This window comes from Mycoplana sp. BE70 (genome assembly GCF_031455855.1).
GTDB lineage: Bacteria > Pseudomonadota > Alphaproteobacteria > Rhizobiales > Rhizobiaceae > Mycoplana.
Window position 1 is genome coordinate 34,743 of sequence record NZ_JAVDTM010000004.1, and the last position, 25,082, is coordinate 59,824.

Below are 25,082 nucleotides of genomic sequence, written 5' to 3' on the forward strand. Positions count from 1 at the left end.
GCTCCCTGGCGCGTTCGGGAGCCTTTCAGGTGAAGGCGTCGGGCATCGAGTCCTTGCGCTTGGCGATGAACTCCAGCAGCGCTTCGTCGATCGCCGGGTCGAGATAGGGCGCCTCGTAGTGCTCTAGCCACGAGCGGCAAAGTGCGTTGGCGCGCTCCTCGATCCGCTTCTGGCCCTCGACCTCCCACTGCTCGAACGAATTGTTGTCAGCGAGCGGCGAGCGGTAGAAGGCGGTCTGGAAGTTGGCCTGCGTATGCGCGCAGCCAAGGTAGTGGCTGCCGGGACCGACTTCGCGAATTGCGTCGAGCGCCTGGGCGTTTTCCGAAAGATCGACGCCCTCGGCCATCTTCTGCATCATGCCGAGCTGATCCTGGTCGATCATGAACTTCTCGTAGGACGAGATTAGACCGCCTTCGAGCCAGCCGGCCGCGTGCAGCACGAAGTTCGTGCCGGCGAGCAGCGTCATGTTCAGCGTGTTTGCCGATTCGTGAGCGGCCTGGGCGTCCGGAACCTTGGAGCCACAGAGCGAACCACCGGTACGGAACGGCAGGCCGAGACGGCGGGCGAGCTGGGCGGCGCCGTAGGAGACCAGCGACGGCTCGGGCGTGCCGAAGGTCGGCGCCCCCGACTGCATCGAGATCGAAGCGGCAAACGTGCCGAACAGCACCGGTGAGCCCGCGCGGATCAGCTGGGTGAAGGCCGCACCGGCCAGCACTTCGGCGAGGATCTGCGTCAGCGTGCCGGCGACGGTCACGGGGCTCATCGCGCCGGACAGGATGAACGGCGAGACGACGGAGGCCTGGTTGTGGCGGGCATAAACCTTCAGCGCGCCGACCATGGTTTCGTCGAAGACCATCGGCGAGTTGGCGTTGATCAAGTTCAGCGTCACGCAATTCTTCTCGACGAATTCGTCGCCGAAGACGATCTTCGCCATGGCGATCGTGTCCTCGGCGCGCTCCGGCGCAGTGACCGAGCCCATGAACGGCTTGTCGGAATACTTGATGTGGCTGTAGACCATGTCCAGGTGACGCTTGTTCACCGGGATGTCGACCGGCTCGCAGACGGTGCCGCCCGACGAATGCATCGACGGTGCCATGTAGGCGAGTTTCACGAAGTTGCGAAAGTCCTCGATCGTCGCGTAGCGGCGATTGCCGTCGAGGTCGCGCACGAAGGGCGGGCCGTAGACCGGTGCGAACACCGTGGCCTTGCCGCCGATCTCGCAATTGCGGGCGGGATTGCGGGCATGCCAGGTAAAGGTCTTCGGCGCGGTCTTGAGCAACTCGCGGCAAAGGCCCTTCGGAAAGTGCACCCGCTCGCCCTTGATCTCGCAACCGGCTTCCTTCCAGAGCGCCAACGCCTCGGCGTCGTCGCGGAACTCGATGCCGACCTCTTCGAGCACGGTATCGGCATTGCGCTCGATGAGCTGCAGCGCCTCCTCGTCAAGCACCTCGTATTCGCGGATCTTGCGCGTGATATAGGGCAGTGACGGGCCGGGACCGCCGCCGGAACGTGAAGCACGGCGTGCGGCTGCACCCCGTCCCTCGCCGCGTGCGCGGCGACCGCCACCTTCGCCTTCCGGCTGCTCTGTCGTCAAACTCATGTCCGTCTATCCTCAGTTATGCCGCGCACTCCGGCGCCTGTCACCCATATGCTACCAAGCGCCCGACTCGGGACGGGTCTCAATGCGCCAACGAGTGGCGCACGCGGGACACCGGACGCATGCCCGGCTCCCGCTGAGAAAGCGTTGTCACGCAATGATGTCTTGGTCGCTTTTCGCTCTATGCGACGTCGCTTTCAAAATCGGATCGCGCCGGCAACGCAGATAACACTGGAGGACGACCGGCCTAAGTCCGCCGCGCGAATGGAGAGGAAACACGACATGGCAGACGACGAAATCATTCTCTCGGAGCTCTCCGACGAAGAACTCGTGCAGCAGATGCATGACGATCTTTACGACGGCCTCAAGGAGGAGATCGAGGAAGGGACCAACATCCTCCTCGAGCGCGGCTGGATACCTTACGACGTCCTGACCCAGGCGCTCGTCGAAGGCATGCGCATCGTCGGCGTCGATTTCCGCGACGGTATCCTGTTCGTCCCGGAAGTACTGCTGTCGGCCAACGCAATGAAGGCCGGCATGGCGATCCTGCGCCCGCTGCTCGCCGCCACCGGCGCGCCGAAGCAGGGCAAGATGGTCATCGGCACCGTCAAGGGCGACATCCACGACATCGGCAAGAACCTCGTCGGCATGATGATGGAAGGTGCCGGCTTCGATGTCATCGATCTCGGCATCAACAACCCGGTCGAGAACTACCTTGAGGCCATCGAGCGCGAGCAGCCGGACATCCTCGGCATGTCCGCCCTTCTGACCACGACGATGCCCTACATGAAGGTCGTCATCGACACCATGAAGGAAAAGGGCATGCGCGACGACTACGTCGTGCTGGTCGGCGGCGCGCCGCTGAACGAGGAGTTCGGCAAGGCCGTCGGTGCCGACGCCTACTGCCGCGACGCGGCGGTCGCCGTCGAGACCGCCAAGGAGTTCATGAAGCGCAAGCACAACATGCTGGCTGGCGCCTGACGAATTTAGATCGCGCGCCGCACCAGAAGGAGTGGCGCGCAATCGATTTCATCCGCTAGCCCGCAACCGGGGCCAACGGATGCCTGATCCATCGCCCTTGCGGGCGCGCCGCCAGGCCCCTATCCTGGGCCTACTGAGCCGCATGGGCGACCCGTTTGCCGGCATTTTCGGTCGCGTTGACAGTGTTGGCGGTGTCCTGGCCCATGCCGCGAATGGTGTTGGCACAGGCGCTCAGCGTAAGAAGCGTGGCGAGGACGACGCAGATCTTCGTCATGGTTTTCGCAGTCATGGTCGGAGCCCTTCTATGGATGCTGTTGAAACCGAAGTGTGCAGCGAGAATTCTACGCATCAACGCGCGAAAAAGGAAAAGGTTCGCGTCATCGCATGCGGAGCCATCGCGCGCGAGATCATCGCCATCAATAAAGCCAACGGGCTCGACCACATTGAACTCCAGTGTCTTCCGGCGATCTGGCATGCCTATCCCGAGAAGATCGCGCCCGGCGTCGAAAACGCGATCGCCGAGGCCCGCGCTGAGGGAATCGAGCGGATCTTCGTCGGCTATGCGGATTGCGGCACCGGAGGCCAGCTCGACGCGTTGTGCGACCGCGAGGGTGTCGAGCGCATAGAAGGCCCGCACTGCTATTCGTTCTTTGCCGGCAACGCCGCGTTTGCGGAAAACGACGACGACGTGACGTCGTTCTTCCTCACCGACTTCCTTGCCCGCCAGTTCGAGGCTTTCGTGATCGAGCCGCTCGGCCTCGACCGGCATCCGCAACTGAAGCCCATGTACTTCGGCAACTACCGAAAGCTCGTCTATCTCTCCCAGCTGGAAGACGAGAACCTGCAGCGGAAAGCGAAAGAGGCCGCCGACTATCTCGGCCTCGAATACGAGTATCGCTTCACCGGCTATGGCGACCTTACTTCCGCCCTGACCCGACTCTAGAGCGCCATCAGAAAATCGTAACCATTTTGCGCCTTTCTTCGCAGGAAACCCGCCAAGGAGAGCACTTCTTGCCGGGAGACAGGCGCAGCACCGGGGCACATGGCGGAAATGACGGTCGACACGCAACAATTTGTGGCCAGCACCAATCTTGCATTCGGCGATCCCTCCTCTATGCCCGAGACGCCCGCCAACTCGGGAGCGCGCGTCGTCGTCCTGACCCAGGGCGGACCCAATCCGGAAATCCTCGTCAATACCCTCAAGCGCCACTTCCCGAATCTCGTAGTGATCGAGGAAGAGCCGGAATCGAAAAAGCAGATGCTGCGCCAGAAGGCGCGCCGGTTCGGCTGGCCGCAGGCGATCGGCCAGATGGCCACGATGGCGGCGTCGAAATTCGGCAAGCCCTTCACGCGGAAGAGAGCAGAGGAAATCGTCCACCAGTTTCATGTCGACCCGCAGCCGGATCCGTCGCTGAGAAGATTGAAGGTCGGCAGCGTGAACGGGCCGGATTTCCAGGGGCTGATCGATGAACTGAAACCGGCCGTCCTCTTCCTCGTCAGCTGCCGGCTGCTGAAGCAGTCGACCCTCGAGGCAATCCCCTGCCCCGTGCTGAATTTCCACGCTGGCATCAACCCCGCCTATCGGGGCCAGCAGGGCGGCTACTGGTCGCGGGTGATGCGGGACGAGGCGAACTTCGGCGCCACCGTCCATCTGGTGGATGCGGGCGTCGATACCGGCGGGGTCCTCTATCAGGCGCGCGTGACCCCCTCCAAGAAGGACACGATGCACACCTATCCGCTGTTGTTGACGGCGGCCGGAACCAGCATCGCCGTGCGCGCAGTGGGCGCGGCCCTGTCGGGCAATCTGCGTCCGCAAGAACTGAAGACCACGACGTCGCGACAATGGTATCACCCGACCATTTGGACCTGGGTGTGGAACGGGATCAATCGAGGCATCTGGTAGATTTTCCCGCCGGTCAATTTCGACGTCGCTTTTGAGCGAGGCCCGGTCGTGGCGAGTGCAGCCCGTGTGCCCGGTCTGGAAGCATTGTCGGGGCCGAGGAGAACATTCCAAATGGCTGATCGCATCATCGTCTACTGGCGCGACATTCCCGCCCAGGTCATCATCAAGAAGGGTCGCACGACCGCCAAGCGCGAGCTTTCGCTGCGCTTCACCGAGGCGATCGACATGTGCGCCATGCGCACCGGCGCCGCCGAAACCGACGACTATCTCGCCGAATGGCGCAAGGCCGATCCGGTGCCCGTTTCCGACGATCTCGAGGCGGAGGCAGACAGCGCGGCCGCCCAGCTCGAGGCCGCCTACGACCGCGAGCGCCTCGTCGCTCTCGTGAAGGCGGGGGGTCGCGAAAATGGCTGAGCAACGGCAGATGCCGGGAAATGCCGCCGCGGCGACCAAGGCCAAGACCGGCGCCTTCACGCCCGCCGGTGTCTCACCGAGCCGGCGTTCCCGCAGCAAATACACGGTGCGACTGTGGTCGGTCCGCCATTCGCGTTTTTTCGAGTGGTTCTACAACCGCTTCGCCGAGGCCTTCCTTCTCCTGCACCCGGTGTGGAAGTTCTTCGGCTACGAGCGTGTCGAGCGGCCGATCACCTTCGTGGAACGTCACGTCAAGGGCTTCCTGTTCGACTGTCGCATGTGCGGCCAGTGCGCGCTGTCGTCCACCGGCATGTCGTGCCCGATGAACTGCCCCAAGCAACTGCGCAACGGCCCTTGCGGCGGCGTGCGGGCGAACGGCAATTGCGAGGTCGAGCCCGACATGCCCTGCGTTTGGGTGCAGGCGTGGAAGGGCTCGCGAAACATGGCTAAGGGTAATGCCATCATGGACGTCCAGAAGCCGGTGAACCAGTCGTTGCGCCAAACCTCATCCTGGCTGCGCGTGACGGCGGAAGCCGCCGCGGCCCGTGAAGCCGCAGCCGGAAAGGACGCCTGAACCATGGCCCAGAGAGACGAGAACCCGCTCGGCGCGCACCTGCCGCTCGATCCCCTGCACGGCCACTCCTCGCTCGGCCGACTGGAACGCGTGCTGCGGCGCGGCGAATTCGCCGTCACCGCCGAACTGAACCCGCCCGACAGTGCCAATCCGGAAGACGTCTACGAACGCGCGGCGATCTTCGACGGCTGGGTCGACGGCATCAATGCGGTCGATGCCTCCGGAGCCAACTGCCACATGTCGTCGGTCGGCATCTGCGCGCTTCTGACCCGCATGGGCTACGCGCCAATCATGCAGATCGCCTGCCGCGACAAGAACCGCATCGCCATCCAGGGTGACGTGCTGGGCGCGGCAGCGATGGGCGTGGCCAACATCATGTGCCTGACCGGCGACGGCGTGCAGGCCGGCGACCAGCCCGGCGCCAAGCCGGTCTTCGACCTCGACTGCATGTCGCTGCTCGAAACGGTGCGCATCATGCGCGACAACTCGAAATTCCTGTCCGGGCGCAAGCTCACCTCCCCGCCCAAGGTCTTTCTCGGCGCTGCGATCAATCCCTTCGCGCCGCCCTATGACTTCCGCCCCTACCGGCTTGCCAAGAAGATCGAGGCGGGCGCCCAGTTCGTCCAGAGCCAGTACTGCTTCGACGTGCCGATGTTCAAGGAATACATGAAGAAGGTGCGCGACCTCGGTCTGCATGAAAAGTGCTTCATTCTCGTCGGTGTCGGCCCGATGGCGTCTGCGAAGACCGCCAAGTGGATTCGCTCCAACGTGCCGGGCATCCACATTCCCGACTCCGTGATTGCCCGCCTCGAAGGCGCGCAGGACCAGAAGAAGGAAGGCAAGCAGCTCTGCATCGACATCATCAACGAGGTGAAGGAGATCGAAGGTGTCTCCGGCGTCCACGTCATGGCCTATCGCCAGGAGGAGTACGTCGCCGAGATCGTCCATGAATCCGGCGTTCTCAAGGGGCGCAAGCCCTGGAAGCGCGAGCCGAACCCCGTCGACCAGATGGTTGCCGAGCGCATCGAGGCGGTGCGCGAGGGCAAGGAACAGAACCAGCAGGAAATGGCGGAAATCGCCGCCACGCACCCCCATTGACGCGCTCGCAATCGAAACGCGCCGTCCCATAAACCATTTTCCGCGCGATAGCTTGCGCGCCCGAGCAGAGGACAATTCATGACCCGCACCATCGTCGCTTCCGCCACCCGCGAGATCGTCATCGGCTTCGACCAGCCTTTCTGCGTGATCGGCGAGCGCATCAACCCGACCGGCCGCAAGAAGCTCGCAGCCGAGATGATCGAAGGCAATTTTGATACGGTGATCAAGGACGCGCTCGAGCAGGTCGCCGCCGGCGCCACCATGCTCGACATCAATGCGGGGGTCACCTCGGTCAACCCGAACGAGACCGAACCGGGCCTGCTCGTCAAGACGCTGGAGATCGTCCAGGGCCTCGTCGATATCCCGCTGGCGATCGACAGCTCCGTGACGGCCGCCATCGAGGCCGGCCTGAAGGTCGCCAAGGGCCGCCCGCTCGTCAACTCCGTCACCGGCGAGGAAGAGAAGCTCGAGGCGATCCTGCCGCTGGTCAAGAAGTACGACGTGCCGGTCGTCGCCATCTCCAACGACGAGACCGGCATCTCGATGGATCCGGACGTCCGCTTCGCCGTCGCCAAGAAGATCGTCGAACGCGCCATGGACCATGGCATCAAGCCGGAAGACGTGGTCGTCGATCCGCTGGTCATGCCGATCGGCGCGCTCGGCGACGCCGGCCGCCAGGTGTTTGCGCTGCTGCGCCGGCTGCGTGAGGAGCTGAAGGTCAACACGACCTGCGGCCTTTCCAACATCTCCTTCGGCCTGCCGCACCGCCACGGCATCAATGCCGGCTTCATCCCGATGGTCATCGGCGCCGGCATGACGAGCGCGATCATGAACCCCTGCCGTCCGCAGGAAATGGAAGCCGTGCGCGCCGCCAACGTCCTCAACGGCACCGATGCGAACTGCACCAACTGGATCATGACCTACCGCGACCACAAGCCGGCCGCCGAGGGTGGCGCAGCAGCCTCTGCCGCACCAGCCCCCGCGGCAGGTCGACGTGGTGGTCGCGCAGCCCGCGCCGGCGCAAGGGCGGAGTAGCCCAAGGTCCTCGCTGCGATGAAGCCGCTGGCCGCTCCCCTCGCTGCATGATTCTGCGGTCATAACAAGTGAAAGCGGCGGTATCGGCCCTTGCCGGTCAGATGCCCCGCCACCAATCCGGTCGCCCGTGCCGCCCTCGGCATTGGCGGCCGTTTGCGTCTCTTGGCGGTCAACAAGGAAGGGCGACGCGTGAGCCCGCTTACCTCCTGAGGCAACGATCGCGTGGCGCAGCCGAAAGTTGCATGGCCATGATTGCGGCGCATGATTTCGCTCGCAATTTTCTGTGTCCCCTGAGAAGCTGACGCCATGCGCTGTCGCGTCGACGCCGAAAGGAGACTCCCATGACTGCTCCTCGCCCGCCCAAGACCCGTATCGGAAACCACGAACTCCATCCAGAAACGCAAATGCTCAACTACGGTTACGATCCGGAGTTGTCGGAGGGCGCGGTCAAGCCGCCGGTGTTTCTGACCTCAACCTTCGTGTTCCGTTCTGCGGAAGAAGGGCGTGACTTTTTCGACTACACCGCCGGACGCCGCGAGCCGCCCGCTGGAACCGCGAGCGGTCTCGTCTATTCCCGCTTCAATCACCCCAACAGCGAGATCGTCGAGGATCGTCTTGCCCTGTACGAGCGGACGGAAAGTTGCGCCCTATTCTCCTCCGGCATGTCGGCTATAGCCACGACGCTGCTGGCCTTCGTCCGCCCCGGCGATGTGGTGCTGCACTCCCAACCGCTTTACGGCGGCACCGAGACCCTGCTGGCCCGGACCATGCTCAATCTGGGCGTCAACGCCGTCGGTTTCGCCGACGGCACGGACGAGTCGGCGCTGCGAACAGCCGCCGATGACGCGATAGGCAAAGGCCGCGTGTCCGTTATCCTGATCGAGACGCCCGCCAATCCCACCAACAGCCTGGTGGATGTCGCGATGGTCAGCCGACTGGCGGACGCCATCGGCAAGAGCCAGGGGCATCGACCAATCGTCGCCTGCGACAACACGCTGCTCGGACCCGTGTTTCAGCGCCCGATCGAACATGGTGCAGATATCTCCCTCTATTCGCTGACCAAGTATGTCGGCGGCCATTCCGACCTTATCGCCGGTGCAGCACTCGGCGCGAAAACTGTGATGAAACCGGTGAAGGCACTACGCGGTGCGATCGGCACCCAGCTCGATCCGCATTCCTGCTGGATGCTTGGCCGTTCGCTCGAAACCCTGTCGATCCGCATGGAGAAGGCGGACGCCAATGCCCAGTTGGTCGCGGACTACCTGCGCGATCACCCCAAGGTCGAAACGATCCACTATCTCCCCTATCAGGATCCTGACAGCCCGGTCGGCAGGCTTTTCCAGCGCCAATGCATCGGAGCGGGCTCGACCTTCTCCTTCGACATCCGGGGCGGGCAGCCGGCGTCCTACCGCTTTCTGAATGCCCTGCAGATTTTCAAGCTTGCAGTCAGCCTGGGTGGGACGGAATCGCTTGCCAGCCACCCGGCGACTATGACGCATTCAGGCGTACCGGTGGAGGTGCGCCAACGCATCGGCGTGCTGGATTCAACCATCCGCCTGTCGATCGGCATCGAGCATCCGGACGATCTGATCGCTGATCTCGCCCAAGCGCTTGACCTGGCTTGAAGTTACCTGGTCTTGCGCCTTGGCCGGCAATGACGCCGCCGTTGACAACTCGCTCACCGAGACCTGGAATTCGTTGCGGTTGACCGGCTGGATTCATATTACCCCGCTGGACTTTTCGGCTACCGCACCCGAGCCCGCAGGCGATCGGTAACGAATTCCATGACCAGCACGATGGCGAAGATCACCAGGATGATAGTGGAGGCGTTCTTGTACTGGAAAAGATCGAAGGCGACCTTCAACTCCTGACCGATGCCGCCGGCGCCGACCAGTCCCAGCACCACAGAAGCGCGAACCGCCTTCTCCAGCGCGAACAACGTCGTGTTGATGAGCGAGGGCATCGCATCTGGCAGCACCGCCCCGCAAAGCACCGAGAGCCGGCTTGCCCCGATCGCGAAGAGCGCCTCCTGCGGTTTCTCGTCGGCATCCTCCATGGCTTCGGCGAAGAAGCGGCCGCAGAAGCCGATTGTGTCCACCATGATCGTCATCGTCCCTGCCACCGCCCCCAGCCCGACGGAGGCAACAAAGATCAGCGCCCACACCAGGTCGGGCACGGTGCGGAAGAGCGAGACGAGCATCTTGAAGAAATGCCGGAAAACGCCCACCGGTGAGATCGCCTTGGACGAAAGCCAGGCGATCGGCAGGCTGATCGCGACGCCGATGACCGTCCCGACCAGCGCGATCTGGAAGGTCTCGATCATCCGCCAGAACACGCGCTGCAGGAAGGCGCCCTCGAGATTGGGCGGCAACATGCGCCCAACCAGTTCCGCCATCCGAGGCCCGCCCTGGGCCAGTTGCGTCGGCGACGGCGCCACCTGCTGCAGGGACGCAACGAGCAGTGCGCCGGCTGCGACCAGAAGTGCAAAGGACAGCGGCGATAGGCGCGTCAAGCGCGCCGGCAGTGCGCTCTCAGCCATGGAAGACCTCCTGGAGAGCTGCGCGCGTCACGTCCGCGGTCGGCTGGTCGAAGAGGATGGAGCCGGATTTCAGGGCGACGATGCGGTCGGAAAATTCGAGCGCATGGTCCATGTCGTGCGTCGTGTAGATCAACGTAGTGCCACTCTCTTGCGACAACTGGGAAAAAAGGGCCATGACATCGCGGCCGGAGGCCGGATCGAGGCTTGCCGCCGGCTCGTCGGCGATCAGCAGCTTGGGTTTTCGGACCAGCGCCCGGGCGATTGCGACCCGTTGCGCCTGGCCGCCGGACAATTCATCCGCCCGTGCCGCAGCCTTGTGGCAGAGGCCTACCTGACGGAGGGCTTCCTGCGCGTCACTGCGCCATTGCTGTCGAGCAATCGATTGGTGCCAGGCATGCCAGGCACCCGCCAGGCCGAGCTTGCCCTGCACGACGTTGGTCAGGACCGACTGCCGGGCGACCAGGCCATGATGCTGGAACACCACGCCGATGCGCTGCCGCAACCTTCGCAGCTGGCGCGGCGAGGATGTGGCGCCGATGCTTTCGCCGAGGGTGCGGACCTCGCCGCCGTTGAGCGGCAGCAGCCCGATCAGGCATTTGAGAAGCGTCGATTTTCCAGCGCCGTTGGAGCCGATCAGCGCAACCCGCTGGGTGGCAGACACCATCAGTTCGATTCCGGAAAAGACCGTCTTCCCGTCCGCATATTTCTTCGTAACGCCGCGGGCGCAAATGATCTCGCTCATGGTTGTTGTCCTGGCTGCTGGAAGATTGCTTGTTGCGACGAAGGCAGCCGGCCGATCCGGCTGCCTCCCAGTTCGGAGATGGAGCGATATGCTCAGTTGACGAAGTCCGTGAAGGTTTCGACGCCGATGGTGCGGTACATCGAGCGGACGTAGTCGTAGTCGCTGTCCTTGACGTCGGTCAGGAAGAAACCGCCCCTGAACTTTTTGTTGTCCTCACCGGTCAGAACGGCCTGCATCAGTTCGTTGCCCTTGGCTGCGAAGGCATCGCGCACGGCGTTGAAGACGTCGTCGGAAATATCCTTGCGCGCGACCAGGATGTCGTTCGGCAGGTCGCGGCCGCGGGCAATCACGGCAAAGGCCTTGTCGTGAAATGCTTCGCGGACGGAAGCGAGATGGCCGAAGTTGAGGCCGATGGCGGCAATATCGCCGCGGGTCAGGGCCTCGGCGGCAACGTTGCGGGAAATGATGACCGGCTCGTAATCCGTTCCATACTTCAAGCCGAAATCTGCCAGCGCCTGGGCCGGGCCGAGATGCTGCGAGGTGGAGCCGACGGAGCCGAAGGCGACCTTCTTGCCCTTCAGGTCCTCGATCGAGCGGATCGGACCATCGGCCAGAACCGCGATCTGGGCGAAGTAGTCAGGGCGCTGCCAGGCCACGACGATCTTGGACTGGCTGAGTTCCTTCATGACGACGTACTCGGCGGGACCGGTCAGAACCAGATCGACCTGGCCCGAATTCAACGCCTCGACGGCCGTGGTGCGGGATGCGACGGGATAAAGCTCAATCTCGAGACCGGTGGCCTCTTCCAGCGCAACCTCGAAGGCGCCGAACTCCTGCTGCAACGCTTCAAGACCCTCGATGTCGGTGACTGCGAATTTGACGGGATCGGCAAGGACCGGCACTGCGGTTGCAAGCGTGAGCGCAAGGGCGGCTGCGAATTTGCGGATCATGATTTTTCCTCTGCTGTGTAGACAGGATGCGTTCGACGCGATACCTGTATAGACAGCAGATGACGCCTGCATGACACCTTGCCGTGAGATGAATTACCATTAAGGATCGCAGATGCACTGGACCATCAGGGGCGGCCGCGCGCTCGCCGGAGACCGCTTGTCGTCCGCCGACATTCACGTCGCAGAGGGGCAGATCGTCTCGACCCCCGATAGCGCCACACAGGTCATCGAAGCGGAGGGCCTGCTGGTGCTTCCCGGCATCGTCGACATCCACGGCGACGGCTTTGAACGCCAGATCATGCCGCGGCCCGGCGTGCGCTTCGATACGGCGCTTGCGCTTCGCGACACCGACCGGCAGCTCGTGGCAAACGGCATCACCACCGCCTTTCACGGCGTCACCATCTCGTGGGAGCCCGGCCTGCGGTCGGTGGAGGCAGCGGCGGACCTGATCGCGGAACTGATGCGAATGCGCCCTTCGCTGCGATGCGACACACGCCTGCATCTGCGCTGGGAAACCTTTGCGCTGGACCAGTTGCCGCTGGTCATGCGGTGGCTGTCGCTCGACCCGAAGCCGATCATCGCGCTCAACGACCACACGACCGGCACGGTCATGAAGGGCACGATCGCCCGCAAGATCGGCCAGATGGCATCGCGCTCGGGGCTGAGCCAGGAGGCCTACACGGCGCTGCTCGACAGCGTCTGGTCACGGCGCGCCGAGGTGCCGGCCGCCATCGATCAACTCGCCAGGGCGGCCAGGTCTTCGGGCAACATTCTCCTCGCCCACGACGAGGCGTCGCCGGAGGAACGGCTGAAATTCCGGCAACTGGGCGTCGTGACCTCCGAATTTCCGCTCAATCGCGCGACCGCTGAAGCGGCGCGCGCGGCGGGCGAACACATCGTCCTTGGCGCCCCCAACGTCGTGCGCGGCGGCAGCCATAACGGCGCGCTCGACGCAACGGATGCCGTCCGCGCCGGGTTCTGCAGCGTGCTTGCGAGCGACTATCACTATCCGTCGCCCCTTCACGCCGCTTTCAAGCTGGCCCGGCCCGACTTCAGCGATCTGGCCGAAACCTGGGCGCTGGTGTCGGCCAATGCCGCCAAGGCAGCCGGTCTGGAAGACCGGGGCATCCTGCAACCGGGCATGCGGGCCGATATGATCCTGGTCGATGCAAGCGACCCGGCGCATCCGCACGTGATCGCAACGATGGTGGGCGGCGACCTGGTCTATTCCGCCGGCGGCCACGGACTGTCCGCCCCCTCCATGGCGCGAATGGCGGAAGGCGCCCCGGCATGAAGGCAAGCACCGGCTCGGCTCCCGGACTCGACAAGGGCACCGATCTCCTGACCGGCTTCGAGGACGTCGTCGTCCGGCCGCGCAGCGACATGCCGATCTGGCAGCAGATCTACGACCACATCCTCGGGCTGATCGAAAGCAATTTCCTGACGCCGGGCAGCCAGTTGCCCGGCGAAAACCATATGGCCGAGAAACTCGGCGTGACCCGCATCACACTCCGGCGCGCGTTGCAGCAGTTGCAGCGCGAAGGCCATCTCACCGCCCGCAAGGGCGTCGGCATTTTCGTGCGCAGCCTTCCCTCCGTCTTCACGGTTCGGGACGACCGCCCGTTCCTGGAAAACTTCAATGCCGGCGGCAAGAAGGTCGTGACGCAGACGCTGGTCCTGTGCCGCGAGACCGCTGCCACCACAGCGGCGAGGAAACTGGCGCTCGGCGATGACGAGGAAATCATTCGGCTGTGTCGGATACGGAGCGCCGATGGCCACCCCCTCTACGTCAACACCAAGATCTTTCCGGCCAGCCGCTTTCCGGACTTCGAATCCGTCTATCTGCGGCAGCAATCGGTAACCGATGTCTTCCGAGCCTACGGCATCACCAAGTATCACCGGCACGAAACCCGTGTCAGCGGCGGCTTTGCCTCGCCGGATGAGGCCGACATGCTGAAGCTCACGCCGGGCACGCCGGTTTTCCGGGTCAACGCCATCAATCACGACGAACAGTCCCGACCGATCGAGTGGACGCTCGGATGCTGGCCGCTGACGTCAGTGGAATTCGTGTTCTGACCGTGTCTGTGCCGGGCTAGAAAGGCATTCTTCTCGGCCGCCGCAAGTGCATGCGCGGCAACGCCGGCCTTTAATCGCTTTCGCTGGCGGAAATGATGCTGGCAGATCTTTCCATGTCGGGATTTGACAACTATCAGGCAGCGTTCCGGTGCAGTCTGGTAGCGTTTATTCAGGCTTCGGTCCCCCGACGGAAGCGGCCCTGGCGAAAGACGGAAGCAGCATGCGCATCGATGGCACATCCGAAAACGAGACCAACATGACCGAAGCCGCGCAGAAAGACCCTCTCGTGCTGTTCATGCCGTCGGGCAAGCGCGGTCGCTTCCCGGTGGGCACCCCGGTCCTCGACGCCGCGCGCAAACTGGGCGTCTACGTCGAAAGCGTCTGCGGCGGGCGCGCCACCTGCGGCCGCTGCCAGATCGAGGTGCAGGAAGGCAATTTCGCCAAGCACAAGATCGTCTCCTCGCTGGACCACATCTCGGAAAAGGGGCCGAAGGAGGAGCGCTACGAGAAGGTCCGCGGCCTTCCGGACGGCCGGCGGCTCTCGTGCTCGGCCCTGATCCTCGGCGATCTCGTCGTCGACGTTCCGCAGGACACCGTCATCAATGCGCAGGTCGTCCGCAAGGCCGCGACCGACCGCGTCATCGAGCGCAACGCCGCCGTCCAGCTTTGCTATGTCGAGGTGGAAGAGCCCGATATGCACAAACCTCTTGGCGATCTCGACCGCCTCAAGCAGGTGCTGGAAAAGGACTGGGGCTGGAAGGACCCGCTGATCGCCCCGCATCTCATCCCGCAACTCCAGTCGATCCTGCGCAAGGGCAACTGGGGCGTCACCGCCGCGATCCACCGCGACATGGACTCGTCCCGCCCCTTCATCGTCGGCCTCTGGCCGGGCCTGAAGAACGAGGCCTACGGCATTGCCTGCGACATCGGCTCGACCACGATCGCCATGCATCTCGTCTCGCTGCTGTCCGGCCGCATCGCCGCGTCGTCGGGCACCTCGAACCCGCAGATCCGCTTCGGCGAGGACCTGATGAGCCGCGTCTCCTACGTCATGATGAACCCGGACGGCCGGGAAGCGATGACGAAGGCGGTGCGCGAGGCCGTCAACAACCTGATCGGCAAGGTCTGCGACGAAGGTCAGGTCGACCGCCACGACATCCTCGATGCGGTATTCGTTGCGAACCCGATCATGCACCACCTGTTCCTCGGCATCGACCCGACGGAGCTCGGCCAGGCACCGTTCGCGCTCGCCGTTTCTGGCGCGCTGCAATACTGGGCGCATGACATCGACATCGACGTCAACCGCGGCGGACGCGTCTACATGCTGCCCTGCATCGCCGGCCATGTCGGCGCGGATGCGGCGGGCGCCACGCTCGCCGAAGCCCCCTACAAGCAGGACAAGATGATGCTGCTCGTCGATGTCGGCACCAACGCCGAGATCGTACTGGGCAACAAGGACCGCGTCGTCGCCGCCTCCTCGCCCACCGGCCCGGCCTTCGAGGGCGCGGAGATTTCCTCCGGCCAGCGCGCCGCACCCGGCGCGATCGAACGCGTACGCATCGACCCCGTATCGCTTGAACCGCGCTTCCGCGTCATCGGCGTCGACAAGTGGTCGGACGAGGATGGCTTTGCCGAGGCCGCAGCTTCTGTCGGCGTCACCGGCATCTGCGGATCGGCCATCATCGAAGTGGTGGCGGAGATGTACCTTTCCGGCATCATCTCGGAAGACGGCGTCGTCGACGGTTCGATGGCGGCGCGAAGCCCGCGCATCATTCAGAACGGCCGCACCTTCTCCTATCTCCTGCACGATGGCGAGCCGCGCATCACCGTCACCCAGAACGACATTCGCGCCATCCAGCTTGCCAAGGCCGCGCTCTATGCCGGCATCAAGCTCTTGATGGAGAAGCAGGGTATTGACCATGTCGACATGATCCGCTTCGCCGGCGCCTTCGGCACCTTCATCGATCCGAAGTATGCGATGGTGCTCGGCCTGATCCCGGATTGCGACCTCGCTGAGGTGAAGGCGGTCGGCAACGCCGCCGGTACCGGCGCGTTGATGGCGCTGCTGAACCGCGACCACCGCCGCGAGATCGAACAGACGGTCAACCGGATCGAGAAGATCGAAACGGCGCTCGAGAGCAATTTCCAGCAGCTGTTCGTCAACGCGATGGCGATGCCGAACAAGGTCGATGCCTTCCCCAACCTCTCCACCGTGGTCACGCTGCCGGAACGCAAGGTGCTGGCGGATGGCGACGGCGGTGAAGGCGGCGGCCGACGGCGGCGGCGCAGCCGCGAGTAACGGCGCACCGGTGCCGCACGGCTCCATCCGCGATAGACGCGTCGTCATTGAGGACGACCGCTGAGAGCAGTTCGGCTACTGAAGCAGACCGCACGGTCGTGCCGCAACGGCGGCGCGACCTTTCAGCCCGCGCCCGCGGCACCACCAAGACATGGCGTGGGGACGCTTCAGCACGCCAGCGGCAGAATTTCCTTCGGACTGCGCTCGAAGCGCGCGAAGGCCGCGCGGATATAGTCGGCCACGGCAAGCGCCGGCGCTGCCGCGTCGTCCCCCACCACCATGCCGATGTGGTAGTAGCCGAGTTCCGGCAGTCCATCCTTCACACCGAGCGCCACCATGTCGTCCTGCACGAGGAAGCGCGCCAGCGGGGCGACCGCAAGGTCGGCCCGGATAGCCGCGCGCTGGCCCATGTGATGGGCGCAGAAGTAGGCCACACGGAAATCCCGCCCCGATTTGCTGAGCTCCTCGAGCGCGCGCGCACGCCAGATGCATCCCTCCTCCCAAACGGAAACAGGAAGCGGGTTCTTGAGATGAGCGTTGCCGCATTTCTTGCCGGCCCAGACAAGTTGTTCTTTCATGAGGATCTCGCCGGGAACCGGCGCAACAGTTTCGGATGCATTGAAGATCGCCAGGTCCAGCCGACGGTCCGCCACCGCGCGGCGCAGGTTCCCGCTTGATTCGATCGAGACGTTGACGGCGATCGACGGGAAGGTTTCCGCAAAGCGGCGAAGAACCTCCGGCAGGATCAATTCGCCGACGTCATCAGGAGCGCCAAGGCGCACCACGCCATTCATCTCCGGCATCATGAACCGCGAAACCGCTTCGTTGCTGAGCGCAATCAACCGCCGCGCATAGGAGAGCAGGACTTCGCCGTGATGGGTGAGCACGACCGAACGGGCGTCGCGCCGAAACAGCATGCAGCCCAGCATCTCCTCCAGCTTCTTGATCTGCATCGATACCGCAGACGGCGTACGGTGCACGGTTTCAGCCGCCGTCGTGAAGTTTCCGGTCTCGGCGATCGCGACGAAGGTCCTGAGAATGTCGAGCTCCAGGAGCGGGAGCGTCTGGCGCAGCATCAGGTTCATGGCTTCCTCCGCTATCAGATTATCTGATCCAATGCCTCATTTCATTTCGTTTGATTGAATACTCATATGGCGCGATAGTCAATCCATCGGAACCTGATCGGTAAAGGATATGAGCCATGACCGCAGGCAAATCACATGCAAACGTTGTTCCGTTCGCCCTTCGCGCCGTCGGCAAGGGTTTTGCCCTCACGATCCGGCAATATCTCGACGCACGCGCCACCCGGCGTCGTTGGCGCCAAGGGGAAAACGAAATCGCGAATCTCTCACCGGAGCTGAAACGCGACATCGGCTGGCCGGAAGGCCGGTATTTGCATGACAGAAACTGATGCATGAGATCAATTATATGCGATGGATTGATGAGTAAGGTCGCGGCAATATGATCGACAAGGGTCGCGACCTCTCGAATCCTCCCAAGATCGAAAGGAACCTGAACATGACCAGCCTTTCATACACTCATAGTGCAAGCGGCGGACGCCATTTTCGCAGCAGCAGCGCGAGCTCCACGTGGCGAGGCCTTGCCAGCCGACTCGCCAGTGCGTGGCGCCACCACCGCGATGAACTCGAACTGGAAAACCTGCCCTTCGACATTCGCAAGGACATCGGTTTTCCGTCTGCCGACGAAGAAACAGAGATGACGTCACACGCCGGCAAGTCCCAATGACGGCACGCCGCCCGCAAACTCCCAAGACGACGGCGTCCAATCGCCAGGCCTGAGTCCCCATCGGACCGGCCTGGCGATTTGTCTCTCCCGCGCAAAACTCCAGACCCTTAAGTCCCCTTACCGCCCCAGTCTCGTCATCCAATCAGGATCGACACCTGATTCGCGGCAATCCAAAAGGGCCGATTACCCGGGTCGCCGCAACACCTGCGGCGGATCGAAATGATCCAGCCCGCAATCGCCCCTTCTCCCGCATTTCCAGTCCAGCAGCCCTTCGAACCCGCATTCGCTGGGACGGCAAAGGACGCACGCGCCTTCGCGTCGTCAGGCGGGACATGCCCCGGCTGGCTCACGCCCTTTGCAAACATCAATAGTCGCGGATCGGGTGATTTCTTGCTTTTATACAAGCGAGTAACAAGCACAAGCTGTGTCGCATTTGCCATACAGCCGTAAGCATAGACGTACAGGGCGCCATTTTCACGAACGGCTTGAGCATTAAAGTGAATACCTGACCTTCACAGTCGCATCGTTCCATGCAAATGTCGCAAACAGACCGCCAGGCGCGACACCTTCAAGAGACGCTTGGTCAACGATATAAGAGTGGAACTTCCGATGACCAAGACAGCTGCCAAGAAGCGTTCGCTGGTGTTCTTCCTCGTGCCCAATTTCACGTTGCTGCCCCTTTCGGCAGCGATCGAGACATTGCGCATCGCCAACCGGATGCTGGGCTATGAGGCCTACACGTGGCGGCTCTCTTCGGTCGACGGCACGCAGGTGCTGTCTTCGAGCGGCATCGGCATCGAGGTCAATTCATCGCTCGCGGACGAACGCAAATTTCTCGGTGGCGAAAGCCGCCCATCGATGGTCCTGGTCTGTTCGGGCATCGACATTGAGGAGTTCCACAACAAGTCCGTCAATGCCTGGCTGCGGGAGGCCTACAACCGCGGCGTCTCCGTCGGCTCGCTCTGCACCGGCGCCCATGTCCTGGCGCAGGCCGGTCTCCTGTCCGGCAAGCGTTGCGCCATCCATTGGGAAAACCTGCCGGGGTTTGCCGAGGCATACCCCCAGGCCGAGGTCTATGCCGACCTCTATGAAATCGACAGCAACATCTATACCTGCGCCGGCGGCACCGCCTCTCTGGACATGATGCTGAACCTGATCGACCAGGACTTTGGCGAGAACCTGGTGAACCGTGTTTGCGAGCAGGCCCTCACCGACCGGGTGCGCGGCCCGCACGACCGCCAGCGCCTGCCGCTGCGCGCCCGTCTCGGCGTCCAGAATTCCAAGGTCCTGTCGATTATCGAACTGATGGAGAACAATCTCTCCGAGCCGCTGTCGCTCTTGGAGATCGCCGACAGCGCCGACCTGTCCCGTCGCCAGATCGAGCGGCTGTTCCGCCAGGAGATGGGCCGCTCCCCGGCCCGCTACTATCTCGAGATCAGGCTCGACCGGGCGCGCCACCTGCTGGTGCAGTCCTCCATGCCGGTCGTCGAAGTGGCCGTGGCTTGCGGCTTCGTTTCAGCCTCGCACTTCTCCAAGTGCTATCGCGAACTCTACAATCGCTCGCCCCAGCAGGAGCGCGCCGACCGCAAACTGACGCTTGCGACCGCCGCGGCAGGGCGCTGAGCCTGGTTCGCCCCTGCGCGTGCTGTGGCCCACAACCACTGCGCACGAGCGGCGAAATGCACGCGGTGCTGAACCCCGGTTACGGTTTCCCCTCGCCTGCCCGGTGCGCATGCGCCTGCTTGATCTGCATCAACGTGTCCAGGTTCTGGTTGACCCGGCAATAGAACTCCTCGTCGATGAAGGGACGCAGCATGAAGTCGTTGCCGCCGGCCTTCAGGAAGCGAGCGGACAGCAATCGATCGGTGGACGAGGAAACGCCGATGATGCGCAACTGGTGTGAGCCGATCGACGTGCGGATGCGCCGCGTCAGTTCGAAACCGTCGATGTCGGGCATGTTATAGTCCGTGACCATCAAGCCGATATCCGGATTGGCCTTCAGGATCGAAAGCGCGGCCGCCCCGCTGTCGGCGGTGCTGACGCGGAAATTGTAACGCTTCAGCCGCGTCGTCAGGAGCGCCCGCGCCGTGGGGCTGTCGTCGACGATCAGCACATGATGCCGATGGTTCGTCAGGAACCGGCAGACGGATTCCGCAAGCATGTCGACCGCGAACACGCTGTCCTTGATGATGTAGTCGACGACTTCCTTGGAGAGCAGTTCGTCGCGCATCTGCTGATGGAACGTTCCGGTGAAGACGATCGTCGGGACGCTGAAATCGATCAGATAGTTCAGCGCTTCGCCGTTTTCGGCGCCCGGAAGGTTGATGTTGGAAATGGCAAGGGTGACCGGATCGGACGACTGATCATAGGCCTCCTCAAGTTCCTGGAAACTCCGGCAGACTTCGACCTCGATCCCGAACAACTCCTTCAGACGCGTGCTGATCATCGAGGTGAAGACATTGGAATCTTCGGCCAGCAAGATGCGGTGATGAGCCAGCGACGCGCCGGAATATTGCATGCCGGAGATACCGATGAATGACATATCTTGCCTTTTGACGTGAGGGGTTTCGCGTGCTGCGGGTCGGATGACGAAATGACAGCACCGGACCTGCGCATGGTCCCGTCCGAAGGGGTCTTCCACTCTTCGGATAATAGTCAAAGAGGTAAGACTAACCCTTTGCGAAAGCGTTAAAATATGGCTCCGCAATTAATGGAAAGGCAATCCAAGGGGAGCGCGATGAACCGTCGGAAGGCGTTTCGGTCCATGCGCGTGACCTTGAGACGGCGAAAGCGGCGCATGGCCGCTGGATGCACCGCTCTCGAAGGTGGGAAGTGATTACTTGATGACAGCCGAACCACGGCTGATCTCGACGTTCTCATCGCCGTTGAGACCCACGCGGTCGCCGTTGGGAAGGGTGACAAAGCAGCCGGACGGGCAGACGACTTCGGTTTCGCCCGAGGCAAGGGCCAGTTCCGAGCGGCTGCCGTTTTCAACGATCGTCAGAACTACCGCGTCGCCATCCTTGTTGGTGATCGACGCCGCAAAAGCCGGCGCAGAGATCGCGCCCGAGACAAGCAGCACTGCAAGCATTCGCATCATTTCCGCCCGGCGCTATACGCCGCCCCTGTTTCAAACCCCGTGAGACCCTAGCCTCACTTTGAAGGATTTGCATGTGTTTTATGACGCGATCGCTGAATGTGGCGTGAATGCGGCATTCATCTTCAGCCGGTTTCGTCGGCGCCCTCCTCGACAACCTTCGGCTTGGCCTTCTTTTGCGGTTGCGCCGCTATGGGCACACCTGCCTTCGCGTTGTCGATCATGGCGGCGACGAGTTCTGCGCTCTGCGCATCGATGGTGACCGGCACAGTTGCTGCCGCCGGGGCCGAAAGGGCGATTTCCTCCTCACGCAGCCGCTCCAGCAATGCGGTCCGCAGTTCCGTTTTCACGGAGCCGGCATTCGACACGTCGGCGACGAACGCGCGCAACTCGAAATCGAGCGTGGAACTGCTGAAATTGACGAACACCACCGATGGCTCGGGATTGCGCAACACCGGCTGGGTGGCGGCGACTTCGAGCAGGAGGTCGGTAATCCGGCGCGGATCGTTGCCGGAAAAGACACTGACCGGAATTTCGATGCGTCCGAGCTTGTTGCGGTGCGTCCAGTTGCCAACCGTGCCGTTGATCAGCACCGAGTTCGGCACGATGATCGTCTGCCGCTGGAAGGTCTCGATTTCGGTGGCGCGAACGGAAATGCGCTTGACGTAGCCCTCCGTCGTCCCGGCGACCACCCAGTCGCCAACCTTGAATGGACGCTCAGCCAGCAGAATGAGCCCGGAAACGAAGTTCGACACGATGTTCTGGAGGCCGAAACCGATACCGAGCGAGAGCGCACCGGCAACGAGCGCAAGGCTGGAGAGGTCGATCCCGGCCGCCGAGATGCCGATCAGACCCGCGAGCCCGACGCCGGCATACCCGATCGCGGTCCTGACCGAGTTGCGCACGCCGGGGTCGACGTGGCTGCGCACCATCACCGTTCCGTCGAGCCAGCGCTGGAACCAGCGCGTCACCACCAGGCCAAGTGCGAACAGCACCAGTCCCGCCAGGATGCCGACGATCGAGATGGAGATGCTGCCGATATTGATCTCGGTGAAAATCCGGTAGGCCCAGCTCTCGATGTCGCCGATCTGGAAGCCCCACTGCAGCAGGATGCCCGGCACGCCGAGGAAGAGGACGATCATGTAGATGCCGAGGCTGGCAGCCAGCCCGGTCTGGTCCATCGCAACATCGTTGAGCTGGTAGCGTTCCGCCAGTCTCTGGCCGAGGTAGGTCCTGGCAAAAGCGCCCTGCACGCCGATCGCTCGGCCGGAGAGAATGCCGATATACATCGTCACCAGGATTGCGCCGGTCACGACGATCTGGGCCGCCACGAACCGGGCGAGCCCCACGTAACCTAAAAGCGCCATGCCGATCAGGCCGAACCCGGTGGTCAGCAGCAGCGTCGACAGCGCCCGCGGCCAGGGACGTCCCTCGCCGCTGGGGTCCTCGCCCTCCCTCAGCATCGGGCGGATGAACGAAATCCAGATAAGGATGAACCCGATGACGATGGAGGCGATCATGCTCTTCGCCACCGTCAACACGACGGCCGACCCGAGCGCGACACTGACAGCGCCCAGGAAATAGTCGAGCGCATTGGCGAACGCCATCGCGAAGATCGACCGCTCGAGTTTTCTGGCGCCTTCGTCTGACACGCTGACAAGCCGCCACTGCGGGCGCTTGGGAGCCAGTACCGCCCGGCTGAGCGCCGAAACGAAATAGAGACCGACGCAGACGGCAAACAGCGACGACACCATCGGCGCAATGTCCGGTCGCAGAACATTGAAGCTGTAGAGCAGCGAATAGCAGGCGAAGGCGAAGGCACCAACCGCGAATGTCGGTATGGTGATCGACCAGAAGGCGATCATCAGCCGGGTGATGTAGTGCGGTTTCTCGATCGTCTTGTTGCGCTGGATCAGCGGGCCGGCGAGACGGTGTCCGCCGGAGTAGAGCACAAGGCCGATGACCAGCGACAGCGATACGGCGGCAAGCAGCGATTCCCGTTTGAACGACCAGACGAAACGCAGCCAGCCACCAACGGTCCTCTGCAGATCCGCCCCTTCCTGGCCGCCGGCGGCGAGCGCATCCTCCAACACGGCCGGGCTGATGTTCGTGCGCTCAAGTAGCGTCTCGGTGAACAGCGTCCGGCGCATTTCCGTGACCTGGTTGGCAAGCTGTGTCGCCTCGATCGACAAAGCCTCGGCATTGCCCGTGACGGAATTGATCGCTGCTCTTTCCTCGGCAAGCTTGGCGCGCTCCTCCTTGATCGGATCCGCTTCAGCCGGCTGCCCCTCAGCGGGCACCGGGCCCAGTTCGTCCAGCCTTGCCTTGATTTCGTTGAAGCGCTGGCGCGTGGAAACGGAGGCATCGAGGGCGGAGCGGCCAAGCTGTTCCACCTTGAGCTTCAGTTCGGCGAGCTTCGGCTCGTCCTCACGGGCGGCATCGATCTGCTTGCGCAGGTCGTTGAGTTGCCGGCGGGCCTTGTCCAGTTTGTCGTTCGCATCGGCAATCGGGCTTGCCGGCGCGGCGACGGTCTGTCCGTCCGGCGCCGGCTCCTGGGCGATAGCCAAAGCAGGCTGGAGCAGCGGCAGAACGGCCAGAAGCGCAAGAACGGCGCGTTTGAGAGTCGTCACGGACAATCCTATTATGTTTCAACGCACACTGATGATTGGCAGAATCGCGTGCAAAATCAACGTCTGGCGGGCGCTGCAACCCGCAGAATCGCGGCAAACCCGGATTTGGCGCGCAAACTATTGCGCCACCCGGGCGAAGTGAAGGCAACTTGCGTCAGAAGCCTGAACCGGGAAGGGCGAGATAATCCAGCTCCGCCGGCGTCGATTGCCGCCCGAGCACGGCGTTACGATGCGGAAACCGGCCGAAATCGCGGATAACGGCGTGATGGCGGAGCGCATAGTCGAGATAGGTCTTGTCGCCGAGCGCCCGGAACAGCGCAACCGACCGGTCCTGCTCGGCGATCTCCTCGGAGTGTTCGAACGGCAGGTAGAAAAAATGCCGGCGATCATAGGAGACCTTGACGTCGGCGCCCTGCTCCAGCGCCAACTTCGCCTCGCGCAGGGCGATCCAGTCGCTCGCGAAGGCCATCGGCGTGCTGCGATACATATTGCGGGGGAACTGGTCGAGGACAATCACCGCGGCAAGCCGCGCCTCCGGCGTTTCCCGCCAGGTATCCGGGACGTGTCGGGCAAGCGCGAGGTGGGTGGCTGCATAACGGGTTCGGATATGGGCATCGAGCTGGGGCGGCGGTGTGAACCAGTGCTCCGGGGCGAGAAGTTCGCACCAGAACTCTACAACCTCCATGGGCTCCGCCACCTTGTCATCCGCGCGCATCAATTTCCTCCATGGGCCATCTGGGTAAGGCGCTGCGTCTGAGTTGTCCATCTTTACCGCAGCGCGCAACCAAGCATTGCCATCACCTGCAAATTTACAAATGTCAAATTTGCACCTCTAATGCACCAACCAGGAAATCAACCACCGGGGGAAATGAACATGATATTTGGCATGGCATCCTTTACCCTCTTCCACGTTGTTCTCAGCCTCATCGGAATCGTGGCAGGGCTTGTTGCATTGCGCGGCTGGCTCTCTTCCGAACTCCGTCCAGCGTGGACTGCGACCTTTCTGGCCGCGACGCTGGCCACGACCATCACCGGCTTCCTGTTTCCGATCACCGCCTTCACCCCGGCGATCGGGGTTGGCATCATCACCACCGCCTTTTTGCTCGCGGCCATCCTCGCGCTTTATCTGTACCGCCTGTCAGGAAAATGGCGGGCAATCTTCCTGATCTGTTCCACCGTGTCGCTCTACTTCAACGTCTTCGTTCTGGTCGTCCAGGCCTTCCAGAAGGTGGAGGTACTCAACGCGTTTGCGCCGAACGGGACCGAGCCGCCATTTGCTATCACCCAGGGCATTGTCCTTCTGGCGTTTGCGACCGCCGCCTTTCTCTCCCTCAGGCGGTTCCGCCCGGTCGCCGGCTGAGACTGCGGGGAGACAAATCCGCCACCCCGTGATGGAAAACA

The 25,082-nt window shown here is 63.0% G+C and carries 25 protein-coding genes; 15 read left to right on the top strand and 10 right to left on the bottom strand.

Features of this window, described 5'->3' with window-relative positions; translation table 11 throughout:
* Positions 1 to 25: 25 nt before the first annotated feature.
* The gene (locus J2Y48_RS08690) at positions 26 to 1,600 is read right to left on the bottom strand and encodes a trimethylamine methyltransferase family protein (RefSeq protein ID WP_310415846.1); all 1,575 of its coding nucleotides are present in this window, start codon (positions 1,598 to 1,600) and stop codon (positions 26 to 28) included.
* A 279-nt stretch (positions 1,601 to 1,879) separates the two neighbouring features.
* On the opposite strand from J2Y48_RS08690, the gene J2Y48_RS08695 reads away from it, so the two are divergent.
* On the top strand, positions 1,880 to 2,578 hold the full coding sequence (locus J2Y48_RS08695) for a B12-binding domain-containing protein (protein ID WP_310415849.1): 699 nt from the start codon (positions 1,880 to 1,882) through the stop codon (positions 2,576 to 2,578).
* Between the two features lie 130 nt (positions 2,579 to 2,708).
* On the opposite strand, the gene J2Y48_RS08700 is transcribed toward J2Y48_RS08695, so the two are convergent.
* Positions 2,709 to 2,867 (bottom strand): entericidin, encoded by a 159-nt coding sequence (locus J2Y48_RS08700; RefSeq protein WP_310415853.1) that lies wholly within the window; start codon positions 2,865 to 2,867, stop codon positions 2,709 to 2,711.
* 15 nt (positions 2,868 to 2,882) lie between these two features.
* Here J2Y48_RS08700 and J2Y48_RS08705 point away from each other — a divergent pair, with 15 nt between their 5' ends.
* From J2Y48_RS08705 to J2Y48_RS08735, 7 genes are all read left to right on the top strand, one after another.
* Complete coding sequence (locus tag J2Y48_RS08705) at positions 2,883 to 3,521, top strand: DUF1638 domain-containing protein (protein ID WP_310415856.1); 639 nt, start codon at positions 2,883 to 2,885, stop codon at positions 3,519 to 3,521.
* 171 nt (positions 3,522 to 3,692) lie between these two features.
* The gene (locus J2Y48_RS08710; protein WP_310416779.1) at positions 3,693 to 4,481 is read left to right on the top strand and encodes a formyl transferase; all 789 of its coding nucleotides are present in this window, start codon (positions 3,693 to 3,695) and stop codon (positions 4,479 to 4,481) included.
* Between the two features lie 111 nt (positions 4,482 to 4,592).
* Positions 4,593 to 4,895, top strand: a complete 303-nt coding sequence (locus J2Y48_RS08715; protein ID WP_310415860.1) for a virulence factor — start codon at positions 4,593 to 4,595, stop codon at positions 4,893 to 4,895.
* A complete protein-coding gene (locus J2Y48_RS08720) occupies positions 4,888 to 5,469 on the top strand; it encodes a methylenetetrahydrofolate reductase C-terminal domain-containing protein (protein ID WP_310415863.1) in 582 nt (193 codons plus the stop codon). Before J2Y48_RS08715 ends, J2Y48_RS08720 begins: the two co-directional genes overlap by 8 nt.
* A 3-nt stretch (positions 5,470 to 5,472) precedes the next feature.
* Positions 5,473 to 6,567 carry a methylenetetrahydrofolate reductase gene (locus J2Y48_RS08725; RefSeq protein ID WP_310415866.1) on the top strand — a complete coding sequence of 365 codons (1,095 nt, stop codon included), beginning with the start codon at positions 5,473 to 5,475 and terminating at the stop codon, positions 6,565 to 6,567.
* 78 nt (positions 6,568 to 6,645) lie between these two features.
* The gene (locus tag J2Y48_RS08730; protein ID WP_310415869.1) at positions 6,646 to 7,602 is read left to right on the top strand and encodes a methyltetrahydrofolate cobalamin methyltransferase; all 957 of its coding nucleotides are present in this window, start codon (positions 6,646 to 6,648) and stop codon (positions 7,600 to 7,602) included.
* Between the two features lie 341 nt (positions 7,603 to 7,943).
* The gene (locus tag J2Y48_RS08735; protein ID WP_310415872.1) at positions 7,944 to 9,227 is read left to right on the top strand and encodes a cystathionine gamma-synthase family protein; all 1,284 of its coding nucleotides are present in this window, start codon (positions 7,944 to 7,946) and stop codon (positions 9,225 to 9,227) included.
* Positions 9,228 to 9,346: 119 nt separating this feature from the next.
* On the opposite strand, the gene phnE is transcribed toward J2Y48_RS08735, so the two are convergent.
* From phnE to J2Y48_RS08750, 3 genes are all read right to left on the bottom strand, one after another.
* The gene (phnE, locus tag J2Y48_RS08740; RefSeq protein WP_310415875.1) at positions 9,347 to 10,141 is read right to left on the bottom strand and encodes a phosphonate ABC transporter, permease protein PhnE; all 795 of its coding nucleotides are present in this window, start codon (positions 10,139 to 10,141) and stop codon (positions 9,347 to 9,349) included.
* Positions 10,134 to 10,883 (bottom strand): ATP-binding cassette domain-containing protein, encoded by a 750-nt coding sequence (locus tag J2Y48_RS08745; protein WP_310415878.1) that lies wholly within the window; start codon positions 10,881 to 10,883, stop codon positions 10,134 to 10,136. The genes phnE and J2Y48_RS08745 overlap by 8 nt, the downstream gene beginning before the upstream one ends.
* 92 nt (positions 10,884 to 10,975) lie before the next feature.
* Positions 10,976 to 11,833 carry a PhnD/SsuA/transferrin family substrate-binding protein gene (locus J2Y48_RS08750; protein WP_310415881.1) on the bottom strand — a complete coding sequence of 286 codons (858 nt, stop codon included), beginning with the start codon at positions 11,831 to 11,833 and terminating at the stop codon, positions 10,976 to 10,978.
* A 112-nt stretch (positions 11,834 to 11,945) separates the two neighbouring features.
* Between J2Y48_RS08750 and J2Y48_RS08755 the strand changes: the two genes are divergently transcribed.
* The 3 genes from J2Y48_RS08755 to J2Y48_RS08765 all read left to right on the top strand — a co-directional run bounded on the left by J2Y48_RS08755 (position 11,946) and on the right by J2Y48_RS08765 (position 16,208).
* Positions 11,946 to 13,127 carry an alpha-D-ribose 1-methylphosphonate 5-triphosphate diphosphatase gene (locus J2Y48_RS08755; RefSeq protein ID WP_310415884.1) on the top strand — a complete coding sequence of 394 codons (1,182 nt, stop codon included), beginning with the start codon at positions 11,946 to 11,948 and terminating at the stop codon, positions 13,125 to 13,127.
* Positions 13,124 to 13,909 carry a phosphonate metabolism transcriptional regulator PhnF gene (gene phnF, locus J2Y48_RS08760; RefSeq protein WP_310415887.1) on the top strand — a complete coding sequence of 262 codons (786 nt, stop codon included), beginning with the start codon at positions 13,124 to 13,126 and terminating at the stop codon, positions 13,907 to 13,909. The genes J2Y48_RS08755 and phnF overlap by 4 nt, the downstream gene beginning before the upstream one ends.
* A gap of 220 nt (positions 13,910 to 14,129) precedes the next feature.
* Positions 14,130 to 16,208, top strand: coding sequence for an ASKHA domain-containing protein (locus tag J2Y48_RS08765; protein ID WP_310415889.1), 2,079 nt, complete (start codon positions 14,130 to 14,132; stop codon positions 16,206 to 16,208).
* A gap of 167 nt (positions 16,209 to 16,375) precedes the next feature.
* Here J2Y48_RS08765 and J2Y48_RS08770 read toward each other — a convergent pair whose 3' ends face one another.
* Positions 16,376 to 17,293 (bottom strand): LysR family transcriptional regulator, encoded by a 918-nt coding sequence (locus tag J2Y48_RS08770; RefSeq protein ID WP_310415892.1) that lies wholly within the window; start codon positions 17,291 to 17,293, stop codon positions 16,376 to 16,378.
* Between the two features lie 116 nt (positions 17,294 to 17,409).
* On the opposite strand from J2Y48_RS08770, the gene J2Y48_RS08775 reads away from it, so the two are divergent.
* The 3 genes from J2Y48_RS08775 (at position 17,410) to J2Y48_RS08785 (ending at position 19,577) form a co-directional block, all read left to right on the top strand.
* The gene (locus tag J2Y48_RS08775) at positions 17,410 to 17,619 is read left to right on the top strand and encodes a hypothetical protein (protein WP_310415894.1); all 210 of its coding nucleotides are present in this window, start codon (positions 17,410 to 17,412) and stop codon (positions 17,617 to 17,619) included.
* Between the two features lie 50 nt (positions 17,620 to 17,669).
* Positions 17,670 to 17,954, top strand: coding sequence for a hypothetical protein (locus J2Y48_RS08780; protein WP_310415898.1), 285 nt, complete (start codon positions 17,670 to 17,672; stop codon positions 17,952 to 17,954).
* Between the two features lie 609 nt (positions 17,955 to 18,563).
* Positions 18,564 to 19,577, top strand: coding sequence for a GlxA family transcriptional regulator (locus J2Y48_RS08785; protein WP_310415901.1), 1,014 nt, complete (start codon positions 18,564 to 18,566; stop codon positions 19,575 to 19,577).
* 79 nt (positions 19,578 to 19,656) lie between these two features.
* On the opposite strand, the gene J2Y48_RS08790 is transcribed toward J2Y48_RS08785, so the two are convergent.
* The 4 genes from J2Y48_RS08790 to J2Y48_RS08805 form a co-directional block, all read right to left on the bottom strand.
* On the bottom strand, positions 19,657 to 20,496 hold the full coding sequence (locus tag J2Y48_RS08790) for a response regulator (protein ID WP_310415905.1): 840 nt from the start codon (positions 20,494 to 20,496) through the stop codon (positions 19,657 to 19,659).
* Between the two features lie 294 nt (positions 20,497 to 20,790).
* Positions 20,791 to 21,051 carry a hypothetical protein gene (locus tag J2Y48_RS08795; RefSeq protein ID WP_310415908.1) on the bottom strand — a complete coding sequence of 87 codons (261 nt, stop codon included), beginning with the start codon at positions 21,049 to 21,051 and terminating at the stop codon, positions 20,791 to 20,793.
* Between the two features lie 125 nt (positions 21,052 to 21,176).
* Complete coding sequence (locus tag J2Y48_RS08800) at positions 21,177 to 23,681, bottom strand: mechanosensitive ion channel family protein (protein WP_310415911.1); 2,505 nt, start codon at positions 23,679 to 23,681, stop codon at positions 21,177 to 21,179.
* A gap of 154 nt (positions 23,682 to 23,835) precedes the next feature.
* Positions 23,836 to 24,396 carry a DUF924 family protein gene (locus J2Y48_RS08805; protein WP_310415914.1) on the bottom strand — a complete coding sequence of 187 codons (561 nt, stop codon included), beginning with the start codon at positions 24,394 to 24,396 and terminating at the stop codon, positions 23,836 to 23,838.
* A gap of 159 nt (positions 24,397 to 24,555) precedes the next feature.
* Here J2Y48_RS08805 and J2Y48_RS08810 point away from each other — a divergent pair, with 159 nt between their 5' ends.
* The gene (locus J2Y48_RS08810) at positions 24,556 to 25,041 is read left to right on the top strand and encodes a hypothetical protein (protein ID WP_310415917.1); all 486 of its coding nucleotides are present in this window, start codon (positions 24,556 to 24,558) and stop codon (positions 25,039 to 25,041) included.
* Positions 25,042 to 25,082: the final 41 nt, after the last annotated feature.